Here is a 13,403-nt window from a genome sequence, read left to right on the forward strand (position 1 = left end):
ATCAACCGTGACCGGTTCCGGCTCCGGGGCGGGATCAGCCCGCCGACTCGGCCGCGTGTGGGCTGAGCGAGCCCGTCGCGACGAGGGCGATGATGACGATGCCGAGGACGACCCGGTAGTAGACGAACGGCATGAACGACTTGGTGCTGATGAACTTCATGAACCAGGCGATGACCGCGTATCCGGTCACGAAGGCGATGACCGTCGCGAACATCGTCGGCCCCCATGCCACGTGGCCGCCCTCGACGGCGTCCTTCAACTCGAAGACTCCGGAGGCGAGTACGGCGGGAATGGCCAGCAGGAAGGAGTAACGGGCCGCGGCCTCGCGCTTGTAGCCCATGAACAGGCCGCCGCTGATCGTGGCACCCGAGCGGGAGACGCCGGGGATGAGGGCGCAGGCCTGGCAGAGGCCGAAGATCAGGCCGTCCTTGACGCCCAGGTTCTCCAGCGTCTTGCGCTGCTTGGGCGCGCGGTGCTTCCCGCCCGATTCGTCGCGGGCCGCGAGCCGGTCGGCGATGCCGATCACGATGCCGACGACGACGAGCATGGTGGCCGTGATCCGCAGGTCGCGGAACGGCCCCTCGATCTGGTCCTTCAGCGTCACGCCCAGCACGCCGATCGGGATCGAGCCGACGATCACCAGCCAGCCCATCTGGGCGTCGTGGTCCTTGCGCATCTCCTTGTTGAACAGCGACCGGCTCCACGCCGAGATGATCCGGGCGATGTCCTTGCGGAAGTAGATCAGCACCGCCGCCTCCGTGCCGATCTGCGTGATCGCCGTGAAGGCGGCCCCGGGGTCCTTCCAGCCGGAGAACGCCGCGGTCAGCCGCAGATGCGCGCTGGAGGAGACGGGGAGGAACTCGGTCAGCCCCTGGACGAGTCCGAGGATGAGGGATTCAAACCAAGACATGAGGTTACGGAGTCCAAGTGCCGATCGGAGAGGCGACCGCGACGGCAGGCCCGCCGCGCGCGGTGATCAGGTGATCAGGTGTGTGCCGAGGGAAGCGTAGCGGTCCGGGGTGACGCCCTCGCCACAGGGGTTTGGCAGCCCGCGCACCATTCCCTCACACCGACTCCGTCATGCCCGCTGGCCCGCACCGGCTCCGTCATACCCGCTCGCTCGCACAGGCTCCCTCATGCCCGCTCCCTCACACCGGCTCCGTCACACCCGCTCCGTCACGCAGGCTCAGTCACACCCGCTCCCTCACACCGCTCCGGTTCGGGTACCAGGCAGCGGGCTACCGGGTAGCGGGTGGCCCCGGCAGCGGGCGGCCCGGGCAGGGAGTACCGCCTCCCCGCCGTTCCCGAGTGACACACCATTCCCGCCCGACCGCACCCTTCCCACTCCCGGGCCCGGCCCCTCCGGCCCGAACACCCCCAACGGACACCCGCCGCACGACTCCCGCCCCTCCCGCCGGACAGGCCCCGCACTCGCATGGTTGACCGGTCGCCCGGCCGCCGCATACGTTGCTGCCGATGAGAAAGCGCTTGCTGTGTGTACGGGGCGGGTGCTTTCCCCTCGGTTTTTGGTCCGTCCGGTCGTTCGGCCGTCCGTCGGAGGAGTGCTGATCCCGCCCATGTCCCCATCCAGTCGGCCGGCCGCTCCGCTGCGCGCTTCGCTCGCCGGGCGTCGTATCCGGGCCGCCATCGTCGGTACCGGCGCCATCGGTCGTGGCTCTCATCTGCCCGCCCTCAGGCAGCTCGCCGCCGAGGGGGAGGCCGAGGTGGTGGCGGCCGTTGACATCGATGCCTCCGCCGTCGAGAGGTTCTGCGCGGAAGGCGGTGTTCCGCACGGGTACACCGATCTGGCGCGGATGCTGGCGGAGCAGCGCCCCGACCTGGTGACCATCTGCACCCCGCCGACGCTGCACCGCGAGCAGAGCGTGGCCGCGCTGCGGGCCGGCGCCTGGGTGTGGTGCGAGAAGCCGCCGGTGCCGACCCTCGCCGACTACGACGCCGTACAGGCGGAGGAGGGGGAGGAAGGGGCGGAGAGCGGGCCGTACTCCTCGATCGTCTTTCAGCACCGTTTCGGTTCCGGGTCGCGGCATGTGCGGCGGCTGCTCGCCGAGCAGGCACTCGGGCGGCCGCTCGTCGCGCACTGCCAGACCACCTGGTACCGCGACGCCGCCTACTACGCCGTGCCCTGGCGCGGTCGCTGGCAGACCGAGGGCGGCGGCCCCGCCATGGGCCACGGGATTCACCAGATGGACCTTCTGCTGGACCTCCTCGGACCGTGGAGCGAGGTGCGGGCCATGGCCGCCCGGCTCGTGCACGACGTGGAGACGGAGGACGTCTCCACCGCCCTGGTCCGCTTCGAGAGCGGGGCCATGGCCACGGTCGTCAACAGCGTGTTGAGCCCCGACGAGGTCAGCCGTATTCGGATCGACTGCGAGCGCGCCACCGTCGAACTCACCCACCTCTACGGCCACTCCAACGCCAACTGGCGCATCACCCCCGCCCCGGACGTCCCGGGCGAGCAGGCGGCGGCCTGGCAGGACTTCGGCGCGGACGTCCCGAGCTCGCACCTGGCGCAGTTGCGCGAGCTGGTCGCGAGCATGCGGGCCGGCCGGCGGCCGCGCAGCAGCGGTGCGGACGGGCGCACCAGCCTGGAGCTGATCACCGCGCTGTACAAGTCGGCGTTCACGGACACGACCGTGCGGCGGGGCGAGGTCGGGCCCGGCGACCCGTACTACACGGCCCTGCACGGCGGAGCCCCCGGCTGGGCACCCGCCCCAGCCACCGCCATGGGTACAGCCACCGGTACGGCTACGGTGAACGTGGAGGAGGTGCCCGCATGACCGGTGACCTGCGTCTCGTCCATGCCCTTGGCGACCGCATCACGGTGACCGACCCGGTCACCGGCGTCGAGCTGCTCGCCTACGTCTACCGGCCCGAGGCGGCCTGGGAGGCGCCGAAGCCGTATCTCCACCCGCTGCGGACGCTCAAGGGCGACCTCGTCACCGACTACCGGCCCAACGACCACCGCTGGCACAAGGGGCTGTCGCTGACCGCCTCCCACCTCTCGGGCGCCAATCTGTGGGGCGGGAACTCGTACGTCCACGGCGAGGGATATCTCGAACTTCCCGAGCGGGTCGGGTCGATGGCGCACGTCGGCTTCGACGAGGTGTCCGTCGACGGCGGGCGGGTCGTCATCGCCGAGCGGCTGACCTGGCATCCGTACGGCGGTGAGCTGTGGGCGCAGGAGGCGCGCCGGATCGAGGTGCACGACGTCGACCCGGACTCCGGTTCGTGGGCGCTGACCTGGACCAGCGCCGTCACCAACCGCCGCGACGAGCCGCTGCGTTTCGGCAGTCCGACCACCGCGGGGCGCGAACTGGCCGGCTACACGGGCCTGTTCTGGCGCGGTCCGCGCGCCTTCCGGGACGGCCGGATCATCGGACCCGACGGCGAGGGCCCCGGGCTGATGGCCTCGCAGAGCGCCTGGCTCGCGCTGTCCGGCGAGCACGACGGCACCGACGGACACGCCACCGTCGTCTTCGCGCACGCCCCCGAGAACGACCACTCCGGTGCCCAAGGGGCCCACCCCGCGCACTGGTTCGTCCGCAACGAGCCCTTCGCGGGCATCGCCCCCTCCTGGGCCTTCTTCGACGAGCTCGAACTCGCTCCCGGCGACACGCTCACCCGCCGCTACCGCGTGGTCGTGGCCGACGGCGCGTGGGAGCGGGAGGAGATCGCCGGGTACCTGGAGACGCACCCGTGGTGAACGCGTCCGACGCGTACCGGGGGCTGCCCGGCGGGGTCGCCGTCTCGCGTCTGTGCGTGTACGACTGGCCGGCCGCCGACGGTCCGCACGGTGGAACTCCCCATCTGCACCTGGCCTGTTCGGAGGGGTACGTCGTCACGGGCGGGCGCGGCGCGGTGCAGACCCTGACGACGTCCGGGTACGAGGTCACGCCCCTCGCGCCCGGCACGGTCGCCTGGTTCACGCCGGGCACCATCCACCGGCTGGTCAACGAGGACGACCTGCGCATCACCGTACTGATGCAGAACAGCGGGCTGCCGGAGGCGGGCGACGCCGTACTGACCCTGCCCCCGGAGTACCTCACCGACCCCGAGACGTACGCCGCCGCGACCGCGATCCCGGCCGACGCCCCGGAGGCGGAACAGGCCAGGATCGCGCGCGCCCGGCGCGACCTCGCGCTGACGGGCTACCGGGCGCTGCGCGAGGCCCCCGAGGGGCTGGCCGCCTTCCACCGCGCCGCCGCCGCGCTCGTACGGCACCGGCTGCCCGAGTGGCGTGAGCGCTGGCTGCGCGGGGCGCGGGCGGCGGCGCAGGCCACGGGGGAGCAGCTCGACCGGCTCGCGGACGGCGACGTCTCCCACCTCGCCGAGGCCGCCGTACGGGCCGAACAGCCGTCGGAATACGGGAAGTTCGGGATGTGCGGGCGGTTGGACGTGTATGCGTGGCCGTCGGCGTAGATTCACCGATATCGCTGCGGCCTTTCCCGCCGGAATGATCCAATCGACCCGATGTCGGGAACGGTGAACGGGGAGTGTGCACGTGCGGCGGATCAAGGTGACGGCAGCGGTGTTCTGCGCGGCGGCACTGATGGCCGGATGCGGGGGCGGCGGGGGCACCGGGAGTGATGCCGATGCGAAGGCCTCCGCGGCTGCGGATACGGCGGGGTCGGCCTCGGCGGCTCCTGCCCGGCCGCTCGGCGAGGCCCAGTTGAAGTCGGCCGCGCTGACCGGCGGTGATGTGGACGGGTTCCAGATCACCGACTTCCCCGTGAAGCCCGACGGCGACTCCGTGGCCCGGCCCGCGGACTGCCAGCCGCTGGAGGACATGCGCACCGGCGCGCCCGACCCGGGCCCCAAGGCGTTCACCGGCCTGCTCGCCTACGCCGGCGCGGGCCCCACGGCCGGTTCGGCCACCACCATCGGCCTCATGGCCTACGACGGGTCGTCCGCCGCCCAGGGCGTCCTCGGCGGACTGCGCACCGCACTGAAGACGTGCACCGCCTACGAGGGCGGCGTCCCCGCCCGCACCACCGCCAAGTCCGCCACCGCGCCCGATGTCGGCGACGACGCCGTCGCCTACTCGCTACAGACCGAGCGGGACAGCCCGGACGCGTTCGTCGTCGTGCGCAGCGGTGCCACGGTCGTCCTGTTCTTCACCGCGACCGGCACCCGCACCGGCTCCGGGGCGGCGGTGCCGGAGGCGCTGGTCTCCGCGCAGATCCGGAAGCTGGAGGCTCAGGGGTCCCTCTAGGCGGCCGAGGGGCCCGCCGCCGGGCCTGTCACCGTCCACCCCGGTGCCTGCGGGTGGGCGGTCATGTCCTCGTGCCGGACCTCCTCGCCGCAGGTCGAGCAGGTGATCGCCGGGATCAGTTCGTTGCCGCAGATGTGCTCGATCACCATGGGGCGGTCGTCATCCTCACGGAGGTGGCGGTCGCCCCATGCCATGAGCGTCATCAGGACCGGTTCCAGTTCGAGCCCCGCCTGCGTGGCCCGGTACTCGAAGCGCTGCGGGCGCTCGCTGTAGGCGCGTCTGGTCAGGATCCCGGCGTCGACGAGGCGGCGCAGCCGGGTGGCCAGGATGTCGCGCGGGGCGCCGATGTTGCGCACCAACTGGTCGAAGCGGCCGTTGCCCAGACACACCTCCCGCAGGACGAGCAGGGAGTACTTCTCGCCGACGAGGGCGAGTGCGTCGGCGATCGAGCAGGGGCGCGGGTCTTTGGAGTCCTTGGTGGCGGCCATGCGAGCCAGTCTAGGGGAGCGTTGGAAAAACAAACCCAGATGAGTTGGATTTTCCAACCCTCTGGGTTAGAGTGAGTTTGAAATTCCTACTCACTTCCCAGTGCTCACTACTCGCTACTCACCAGTAGTCGCGGAGGCCCGTCCATGCGTGACGCCGTCATCGTCGAAGCCGTACGCACCCCGATCGGCAAGGGCAGGCCGAGCGGGTCGCTCGCCCATGTGCACCCCGTCGAACTCCTCGCCCACACCCTGCGCACCCTCGTCGAGCGCTCCGGTGTCGATCCCGCGCTGATCGACGACGTCATCGGCGGCACCGTCGACCAGGTCGGCGAGCAGGCCATGAACACCACCCGGTACGCGCTGCTCTCGGCGGGCTTCCCGGAGACGGTCCCCGCGACCACCGTCGACCGGCAGTGCGGCTCCTCCCAGCAGGCGGTGCACTTCGCCGCCCAGGGCGTCATGGCGGGCGCTTACGACGTCGTCGTCGCGTGCGGTGTCGAGTCGATGAGCCGGGTGCCGATGTGGTCCAACGTGCCGCCCGGCAAGGACCCCTTCGGCCCCGGCGTCGCCGCCCGCTACCCCGAGGGCCTCGTTCCGCAGGGCATCAGCTCCGAGCTGATCGCCGCCAAGTGGTCGATCACGCGGGAGCAGATGGACGCCTTCGCCGTCGCCTCGCACCGCAAGGCCGCCGCGGCCTGGGAACAGGGCCTGTTCGACGCCGAGGTGGCGCCCCTGGACGGAGTCTCGCGGGACGAGTGCGTACGGCCCGGGAGCACCCCCGAGATCCTCGCCGGTCTCCGGCCCGCCTACTACGATCCGGCCTTCGCCGAGCGCTTCCCGCAGATCGAGTGGAACGTCACCGCGGGCAACGCGAGCCCCGTCAACGACGGCGCGTCGGCCGTGCTGATCACCTCCGGTGAGACCGCCGCCCGGCTCGGGCTGCGCCCGCTGGCCCGGCTGCACAGCTTCGCCGTCACCGGCTCGGATCCGCTGCTGATGCTGACCGGTGTGATCCCGGCGACCGAGAAGGTGCTGCGCCGGGCCGGGCTGCGGCTCGACGACATCGACCTCTTCGAGGTCAACGAGGCCTTCGCGAGCGTCGTCCTGGCCTGGCGGCAGGAGACCGGGGCCGATCCCGCCAAGGTCAACGTGCACGGCGGCGCGATCGCGCTCGGGCATCCGCTGGGCGCGAGCGGCACCCGGCTGACGACGACGCTCGTCCACGCGATGCGCGAACGGGGTGCCCGGTACGCCCTCCAGACCATGTGCGAGGCGGGCGGGCTGGCCAACGCGATGGTGTTGGAGACCCTGGAGGCCGGGTGACGCCGTCGGCCTCAGGCGCGGCGCAGGTGGTGGCGCTTGCGCCAGGCCACCGCCGCGCCGCCGACCGCCGGCAGGGCGATGCAGGCCATGGCGATCAGGAAGGCCGGCGAGGTCGGGGAGGAGGCACGGGCCCCGGCGACGACGTACGCGGCGGTGTTCGGGATCGAGCCCAGCGCGGTCGCGACCAGGAAGGACACCCAGCCCATGCGGGAGACGGCGGCGCAGTAGTTCGCGGCCCAGAACGGCACCCCCGGGAACAGCCGGGCGGCCAGCATCGAGCGCATGCCGTGCCGGCTCAACTGGCCGTCCGCCGCCTTGAGCAGCCGGCCGCGCAGCAGGGGTCGTAGCGCGTCCTGCCCGAGGAGGCGGCCGAGGCCGAAGGCGATCCCGGCCCCCAGCACCGTGCCAGCCAGCGACGCGGTGGTGCCCCACTGGGTGCCGAACAGCGCGCCCGCGGCCAGGTTCAGCAGCGGTCTCGGCACGAACGCCACGGTGCACAGGCCGTACGCCACCGCGAAGACCGCGGCCGCCGAGACGCCGCCCAACTGCGGTGGCCAGCCGTCCGCGAGGAGCTTCTGCGGCTCGAAGAGCAGCACGCTCGACGCGGCCGCCGCGAGCAGCACGACCAGCAGCGCGAACCGGGACCAGGGCGACAGGAGCACGCTCGTGCAGCGCGCGGCGAGGCCGCCGGGTGCGGCGACGGACGTGGTGACCGGCACCGGAGCGAGTGCGGGGACGGCGAGCTCCGTGGCGGTGGCCCGGGGTGAGGCCGTGGCGGTGCCCCCAGAGTGGGTGGTGGCATCGAGCATGCCCGCGACAGTAACGGACGGACACGTGTGATCGCCGTATGGTCTGCACAGGACCGCCACAGGCGCGGCCACGATCGGCCCGCCGGACACCCCTCCCCGATCCCCTCCCCGATCCGCTCCTCGATCCGGTCCTCGACGGGGCGAAAACCATTCGACGCCGGACGAACCGTCGGAGATGATCGGCCCATGTTCCGGTACGCCTTCCCGCACGCAGCGTCCGCAGTCGCGGATGCGCCGAAGGCTGCCGTCCCGCTCCTCGTGGCCGCCGTCGGCGGCGCCCGAAGCTGACCCTCTCCGGATCGTCCGGCGGACCCCGCAGGGGGAGGGTCGGCCGGCTTCTCGGGGTCCCCGCTTCCTGACGGAACTCCCTCCGGACACGCTTCGAGGTACAGCCATGCCCAAGACCGCTTACGTGCGGACCAAGCCGCACCTGAACATCGGCACCATGGGTCACGTGGACCACGGCAAGACCACCCTGACCGCCGCCATCACCAAGGTCCTCGCCGACCGCGGCACCGGCACGTTCGTGCCGTTCGACCGGATCGACCGCGCCCCCGAGGAGGCCGCGCGCGGCATCACCATCAACATCGCGCACGTCGAGTACGAGACCGACACCCGGCACTACGCGCACGTCGACATGCCGGGCCACGCCGACTTCATCAAGAACATGGTCACTGGCGCATCGCAGCTCGACGGGGCGATCCTCGTCGTCTCCGCGCTCGACGGGATCATGCCGCAGACCGCCGAACACGTCCTGCTCGCCCGGCAGGTGGGGGTCGACCACATCGTCGTCGCCCTCAACAAGGCCGACGCGGGTGACGAGGAGCTGCTCGACCTCGTCGAGCTGGAGGTCCGCGACCTGCTCACCGAGCACGGCTACGGCGGCGACTCCGCGCCCGTCGTACGGGTCTCCGGGCTGAAGGCCCTGGCCGGCGAGGAGCGGTGGACGGCGTCGATCGACGCGCTGCTCGACGCGGTCGACACGTACGTGCCGATGCCCGAGCGGTATGTGGACGCGCCGTTCCTGCTGTCCGTCGAGAACGTGCTCACCATCACCGGGCGGGGGACCGTCGTCACCGGCGCGGTGGAGCGGGGCACGGTCCGCGTCGGCGAGCGGGTCGACGTGCTCGGCGCGGGCGTGGAGAGCGTCGTGACCGGCCTGGAGACGTTCGGCAGGCCCATGGCGGAGGCCCAGGCCGGGGACAGCGTCGCGCTGCTGCTGCGCGGTGTGCCGCGTGACGCGGTGCGGCGGGGGCACGTGGTGGTGGCGCCGGGGAGCGTGGTGCCCCGGCGGCGGTTCTCGGCGCAGGTGTATGTGCTGTCGGCGCGGGAGGGCGGCCGTACGACGCCGGTCTCGACCGGGTACCGGCCGCAGTTCTACATCCGTACCGCGGACGTCGTCGGGGACGTGGACCTCGGCGAGGTCGCCGTGGCGCGGCCAGGGGAGCGGGTCGTCATGACCGTCGAGCTGGGGCGCGAGGTGCCGTTGGAGCCCGGTCTCGGGTTCGCGATTCGTGAGGGCGGGCGGACCGTGGGGGCGGGGACCGTGACCGCCGTGCTGTGACGGCGGGGCCGTCCGCGTCCCCGGCGCCCTTTCGCGATGCGAAAATGGGCCGGTGAACGACGACGAGCCCATACCTGTCACCCGAGACGTCGACCACGGCACCGCCAAGCTGATGCCCGACGTCGACCGGGCCCGGGCCTGGCTGCTGACCGTCGACGGGGCGCCGCAGTCGTACGTCGACCTGGACGACCCGACGTACCTGGAGTTCGAGTACACGCGGCGTCTCGGGCACGTCCTGGACACCGTCGCCGAGCCGGGCCGTCCGCTGGACGTGCTGCATCTCGGCGGCGGTGCCCTCACCCTGCCCCGGTACCTGGCGGCGACCCGGCCGGACTCCCGGCAGGACGTCGTCGAGTTCGACCGAGGTCTGCTGGACCTGGTCGCCGAGCACCTGCCCGTGCCGGCCGCGGCGGGCGTCGCGCTGCACGCCGCCGACGCGCGGGCCTGGCTGGAGGCGGCCCCGGACGGCTCCGCCGACGCGCTCGTCGCCGACGTCTTCGGCGGCTCCCGCGTCCCCGCCCACCTCACGTCCCTCACCTACGCTCAGCAGGCCGGACGGGTCCTGCGCGGCGACGGCGTCTATCTGGCGAACCTCGCCGACGGGGCGCCCTTCGGCTTCCTGCGGTCCCAACTCGCCAACCTGGCCGAGGTGTTCGAGGAACTGGTGCTCATCGCCGAACCGGCGGTCCTGCGCGGCCGCCGGTTCGGCAACGCCGTGCTCGTCGCCGCGCACCACCCGCTCGACGTGACCGCCCTGGCCCGCCGCACCGCCGCCGACGCGTTCCCGGCCCGCGTGGAGTACGGCTCCGGCCTGCGCCGTTTCATCGGCGACGCGCGCCCGGTACGGGACGAGGACGCCGTACCGTCGCCCGTACCACCCGAGGGCGCGTTCGGCATCGGCTGAACGGTGGAACGGGCCGTCAGGTCGCGTACGTCTGCTCCTGATCCGCGTCCCCCGTCGGCGTGCCGCGCGGCACCGGCTGCGTACGCCGGGTCAGGTTCCGTACCTCCGGTACGCACAGGACCGCCGCCGTCACCGCCACGACGAGCCCGGCGCAGCCCCACAGGGACGGCGCGCGGCCGAAGACGCCCTCCGCCGGGCCCGCCAGCGCCGTCGCCAGTGGCACCAGGGCGACCGAGCCGAACCAGTCGTAGGCGGAGACCCGCGACAGCTTGTCCTCGCTGATCTCCTGATGCAGCGTGGTCATCCAGGACACGCCGAACACCTCCACGGTGACGCCGGTCAGGAACATCACCGCGCACAGCACGCCGAGCGGCACCGGCAGCGCCAGTGCGGCGGAGGGGAGGGCCAGCGGGAAGACGCAGAGGGTGCCGGCGAGGAGCGGGCGGCGTGGTTTCCAACGGGTCATCAGGAGCGCCCCGGCCACCGTGCCCGCGCCGAAGAGGCCCAGGGCGAGGCCCCAGGGGGCCGCCCCGCCGAGGTGGTCCCGGGCGACCAGTGGCCCGTAGACCGCCTGGGCGGCGCCGACGACCGCGTTGGCGATTGAGAACTGCAGCACGATGCCCCACAGCCACGGCCGGCTGCTGAACTCCCGCCAGCCCTCCCGGAGATCGGCCAGCAGACCGCCGCCCGGCTCGCGCCGCGGAATGTGCCGTACGTCGAGGAACGCGCGCAGCGAGCCGGCGACCGCGAACGCGACGGCGTCCGCGGCGAGCACCCAGCCCGGGCCGATCACCGCGACCATCGCGCCGCCGAGGGCCGCGCCGCCGAGGCCCGCCCCCTGTATCGCCATCCGGAACACCGCGAACGCCCGCCCGGCCTGCTCGCCCCGCACCGAGGACAGCAGCATGCCCTCGGCCGCGGGGGAGAAGAACGCCTGGCCGGTGCCGCCGAGCGCGGTGAGCAGCATCATCTGCCACAGCCGCGGCTCGCCCAGCAGGACGAGAGCGGCGAACGCGCCCTGCGACAGGAAGTTGAGGGCGTTGGCCGCGACCATCACCCGGTGCCGCGGCAGCCGGTCGGCCACCGCCCCGCCGATCAGCAGGAACAGCACCAGCGGCAGCGTGCGCGCCGCCGCCACCAGACCCACGTCGCCGCCGTCGCCGCCCGACTCCAGGACGGCGAACGCGGCGGCGATGAGCGCACCATGACTGCCGAGGCTCGTCACGAACGCGGCGGCGGTCAGCAGGCTGTAGTTGCGGCCCGCCCAGGCAGGTCTGCGCGGACGGCGACGACGACGGCGACGGGGACCGACCGCCGTCTCGGCGGGTGCGGCTGTTATTTCGGCTTTGCTGGGCTCGGTGGGTGGGGTCACCGGCCGACTATCCCCGCCGCGCCTCCGACGTGCCAAACGGATTAGCCGTCGTCCGCGGCTAGTTCTCCGTCGGCGTCCCGTTCAGCCGTACGGTGCTGAGGATCTGCATGATCGTGGCCTTCGGGACCTCGTCCTTCACGCCCTTCGCGCCGTACCAGTTCCACGACACGTAGTCGCCGTTGGAGTTCTTGAAGCCGAACGTGATCGCTTTGCCGTCGCTGTCGCACTTGCCCTTCTGGGGCGTGTTCGTCGACTGCGCCCAGGCGTAACTGCCCTGGATGCCGGAGGCGGTGGTGAAGGCGGTGGCCTTCTTGTCGAAGGTGATGCTCTTCTTGTCCGGCTCGGTGTAGCCGCCGAAGACCCACCAGGCGGGCGTGTTGATCGCGATCTCGTCGGTGGTCTTGGCCCCGTCGGCGCCCTTGGTGCCGACCTTGGCCAGCGCCGTGTCGTCGGTCTTGCCGTCCTTGTCGGAGTCGGTGGAGCACCACTTCGACTTGAAGTCGGCCGTGCCCGACTGAAGGATCCGGTCGTAGCCGTCGGGCTTCGTCTTGTCCTCCCACTCGAAGCCCTGGCTGAGCCCCGGCGACTGGACCTCCCAGTCGGCCGGCACGTCGAAGGCGATGCCCCACTTGGGGTTGACGACGACCTTCCAGCCGGCGACGGTCGGCTTCTGGGTCTCGGTGCCGCGCGGGTTGTCGTCCGTGCCGGACGAGGAGGAGCCGGAGGCCGACGAGTCGGAAGCCGAAGGGGAGGCGGACGTGGAGGCCTTGGGGCTCGCGCTGGCCTTGCTCACGTCGGACGGGCCGTCATCGTCGCCGCTCAGCACCAGGAACCCGGTGACACCGGCGGTCACCACGACGGCCGAGGCCGCGACGATCGCGACCAGTTTCGTCCGGTTGCCGCCGCCACCGCCCCCGTTGCCGCCGCCGGGCGGAGGCGTGGGCCCGCCCACGGGCGACGGGGCGCCCCACTGCGGGGGCTGCCCCGGTGGCTGCGCGGGCGGCTGGGCATAGGGGTTGGGCTGCTGCTGGTAGCCGGGCTGCTGATACGGATTCGGCTGTTGCTGTCCCGGCTGTTGGTACCCCGGCTGCTGGTATCCGGGCTGCTGGTACGGATTGTTCTGCGCCTGCGGGTTCTGCTCTCCCCCGGGCGGCTGCTGTCCTGGCCACATGGCCAGAAACCCTAATGCCGTCGGGGACACGGTCACCACACCGGTCTGGCCAGCCGAAGCTACTCACGGGTAACATCGTGGTCGTGAGCGCAGACCAGATGTCCATCGGCGAGCTGCTCGCCGCCACCGTGCCCATGGCCCGGACCCTGCACCTCGAGTTCCTCGAGGCCGGTCCGGAGCGGGCCGTGGTCGCCCTGCCGGACCAGGGCGAGTTCCACAACCACGTCGGCGGGCCGCACGCCGGCGCGATGTTCACGCTCGGCGAGTCCGCCAGCGGCGCGATCGTCCTCGCCGCGTTCGGCGACCAGCTTTCCCGCGCCGTGCCGCTCGCCGTCGGCGCCGAGATCGCCTACCGCAAGCTGGCCATGGGCGCGGTCACGGCCACCGCGACGCTGGGCCGCCCGGCCGCCGAGGTCGTCGCCCAACTCGACGCGGGGGAGCGCCCCGAGTTCCCGGTCGCGATCGAGATCCGCCGCGCCGACGGCGCCGTCACCGGCGAGATGACCGTGATCTGGACCCTGCGCCCCAACGGCTGAACG

At 72.3% G+C, this 13,403-nt stretch carries 13 protein-coding genes; 8 read left to right on the top strand and 5 right to left on the bottom strand.

Annotated elements, in window-relative coordinates; all coding sequences use genetic code 11:
• Positions 1-34 precede the first annotated feature (34 nt).
• Complete coding sequence (locus tag BMZ82_RS02730) at positions 35-910, bottom strand: undecaprenyl-diphosphate phosphatase (RefSeq protein WP_093771253.1); 876 nt, start codon at positions 908-910, stop codon at positions 35-37.
• Positions 911-1,577: 667 nt separating this feature from the next.
• On the opposite strand from BMZ82_RS02730, the gene BMZ82_RS02735 reads away from it, so the two are divergent.
• The 4 genes from BMZ82_RS02735 (at position 1,578) to BMZ82_RS02750 (ending at position 5,233) form a co-directional block, all read left to right on the top strand.
• A complete protein-coding gene (locus BMZ82_RS02735; RefSeq protein WP_093771255.1) occupies positions 1,578-2,798 on the top strand; it encodes a Gfo/Idh/MocA family protein in 1,221 nt (406 codons plus the stop codon).
• A complete protein-coding gene (locus tag BMZ82_RS02740) occupies positions 2,795-3,724 on the top strand; it encodes a DUF6807 domain-containing protein (protein ID WP_093771256.1) in 930 nt (309 codons plus the stop codon). The genes BMZ82_RS02735 and BMZ82_RS02740 overlap by 4 nt, the downstream gene beginning before the upstream one ends.
• Complete coding sequence (locus tag BMZ82_RS02745) at positions 3,718-4,440, top strand: cupin domain-containing protein (RefSeq protein ID WP_371270967.1); 723 nt, start codon at positions 3,718-3,720, stop codon at positions 4,438-4,440. The genes BMZ82_RS02740 and BMZ82_RS02745 overlap by 7 nt, the downstream gene beginning before the upstream one ends.
• 82 nt (positions 4,441-4,522) lie before the next feature.
• Positions 4,523-5,233 (top strand): hypothetical protein, encoded by a 711-nt coding sequence (locus BMZ82_RS02750; protein WP_256251723.1) that lies wholly within the window; start codon positions 4,523-4,525, stop codon positions 5,231-5,233.
• Here BMZ82_RS02750 and BMZ82_RS02755 read toward each other — a convergent pair.
• The gene (locus BMZ82_RS02755) at positions 5,230-5,721 is read right to left on the bottom strand and encodes a winged helix-turn-helix transcriptional regulator (protein ID WP_093771258.1); all 492 of its coding nucleotides are present in this window, start codon (positions 5,719-5,721) and stop codon (positions 5,230-5,232) included. The two genes, BMZ82_RS02750 and BMZ82_RS02755, sit on opposite strands and share 4 nt — an antisense overlap.
• A gap of 144 nt (positions 5,722-5,865) precedes the next feature.
• Between BMZ82_RS02755 and BMZ82_RS02760 the strand changes: the two genes are divergently transcribed.
• A complete protein-coding gene (locus BMZ82_RS02760; protein WP_093771260.1) occupies positions 5,866-7,044 on the top strand; it encodes a thiolase family protein in 1,179 nt (392 codons plus the stop codon).
• An 11-nt stretch (positions 7,045-7,055) separates the two neighbouring features.
• On the opposite strand, the gene BMZ82_RS02765 is transcribed toward BMZ82_RS02760, so the two are convergent.
• Positions 7,056-7,853 (bottom strand): TVP38/TMEM64 family protein, encoded by a 798-nt coding sequence (locus BMZ82_RS02765; RefSeq protein ID WP_093771262.1) that lies wholly within the window; start codon positions 7,851-7,853, stop codon positions 7,056-7,058.
• 394 nt (positions 7,854-8,247) lie between these two features.
• Between BMZ82_RS02765 and tuf the strand changes: the two genes are divergently transcribed.
• Both tuf and BMZ82_RS02775 read left to right on the top strand, forming a co-directional pair.
• Complete coding sequence (gene tuf / locus BMZ82_RS02770; RefSeq protein ID WP_093771264.1) at positions 8,248-9,417, top strand: elongation factor Tu; 1,170 nt, start codon at positions 8,248-8,250, stop codon at positions 9,415-9,417.
• A 112-nt stretch (positions 9,418-9,529) separates the two neighbouring features.
• A complete protein-coding gene (locus BMZ82_RS02775) occupies positions 9,530-10,321 on the top strand; it encodes a spermidine synthase (protein WP_093771836.1) in 792 nt (263 codons plus the stop codon).
• Between the two features lie 16 nt (positions 10,322-10,337).
• Here the strand turns inward: BMZ82_RS02775 and BMZ82_RS02780 are convergent, their stop codons facing one another.
• Both BMZ82_RS02780 and BMZ82_RS02785 read right to left on the bottom strand, forming a co-directional pair.
• Positions 10,338-11,660 (bottom strand): MFS transporter, encoded by a 1,323-nt coding sequence (locus BMZ82_RS02780; protein WP_093771834.1) that lies wholly within the window; start codon positions 11,658-11,660, stop codon positions 10,338-10,340.
• A 91-nt stretch (positions 11,661-11,751) separates the two neighbouring features.
• Positions 11,752-12,864 (bottom strand): DUF8017 domain-containing protein, encoded by a 1,113-nt coding sequence (locus BMZ82_RS02785; protein ID WP_093771266.1) that lies wholly within the window; start codon positions 12,862-12,864, stop codon positions 11,752-11,754.
• 98 nt (positions 12,865-12,962) lie between these two features.
• On the opposite strand from BMZ82_RS02785, the gene BMZ82_RS02790 reads away from it, so the two are divergent.
• Positions 12,963-13,400 carry a DUF4442 domain-containing protein gene (locus tag BMZ82_RS02790; RefSeq protein ID WP_093771267.1) on the top strand — a complete coding sequence of 146 codons (438 nt, stop codon included), beginning with the start codon at positions 12,963-12,965 and terminating at the stop codon, positions 13,398-13,400.
• Positions 13,401-13,403: the final 3 nt, after the last annotated feature.

The sequence above is a fragment of the Streptomyces sp. yr375 genome (assembly GCF_900110755.1).
Lineage (GTDB): Bacteria > Actinomycetota > Actinomycetes > Streptomycetales > Streptomycetaceae > Streptomyces.

Coding starts and splice junctions, on each gene's coding strand:
- BMZ82_RS02730 (WP_093771253.1), bottom strand. CDS start 910: ATGTCTTGGTTTGAATCCCTCATCCTCGGACTCGTCCAGGGGCTGACC.
- BMZ82_RS02735 (WP_093771255.1), top strand. CDS start 1,578: ATGTCCCCATCCAGTCGGCCGGCCGCTCCGCTGCGCGCTTCGCTCGCC.
- BMZ82_RS02740 (WP_093771256.1), top strand. CDS start 2,795: ATGACCGGTGACCTGCGTCTCGTCCATGCCCTTGGCGACCGCATCACG.
- BMZ82_RS02755 (WP_093771258.1), bottom strand. CDS start 5,721: ATGGCCGCCACCAAGGACTCCAAAGACCCGCGCCCCTGCTCGATCGCC.
- BMZ82_RS02760 (WP_093771260.1), top strand. CDS start 5,866: ATGCGTGACGCCGTCATCGTCGAAGCCGTACGCACCCCGATCGGCAAG.
- BMZ82_RS02765 (WP_093771262.1), bottom strand. CDS start 7,853: ATGCTCGATGCCACCACCCACTCTGGGGGCACCGCCACGGCCTCACCC.
- tuf (WP_093771264.1), top strand. CDS start 8,248: ATGCCCAAGACCGCTTACGTGCGGACCAAGCCGCACCTGAACATCGGC.
- BMZ82_RS02775 (WP_093771836.1), top strand. CDS start 9,530: ATGCCCGACGTCGACCGGGCCCGGGCCTGGCTGCTGACCGTCGACGGG.
- BMZ82_RS02785 (WP_093771266.1), bottom strand. CDS start 12,864: ATGTGGCCAGGACAGCAGCCGCCCGGGGGAGAGCAGAACCCGCAGGCG.
- BMZ82_RS02790 (WP_093771267.1), top strand. CDS start 12,963: ATGTCCATCGGCGAGCTGCTCGCCGCCACCGTGCCCATGGCCCGGACC.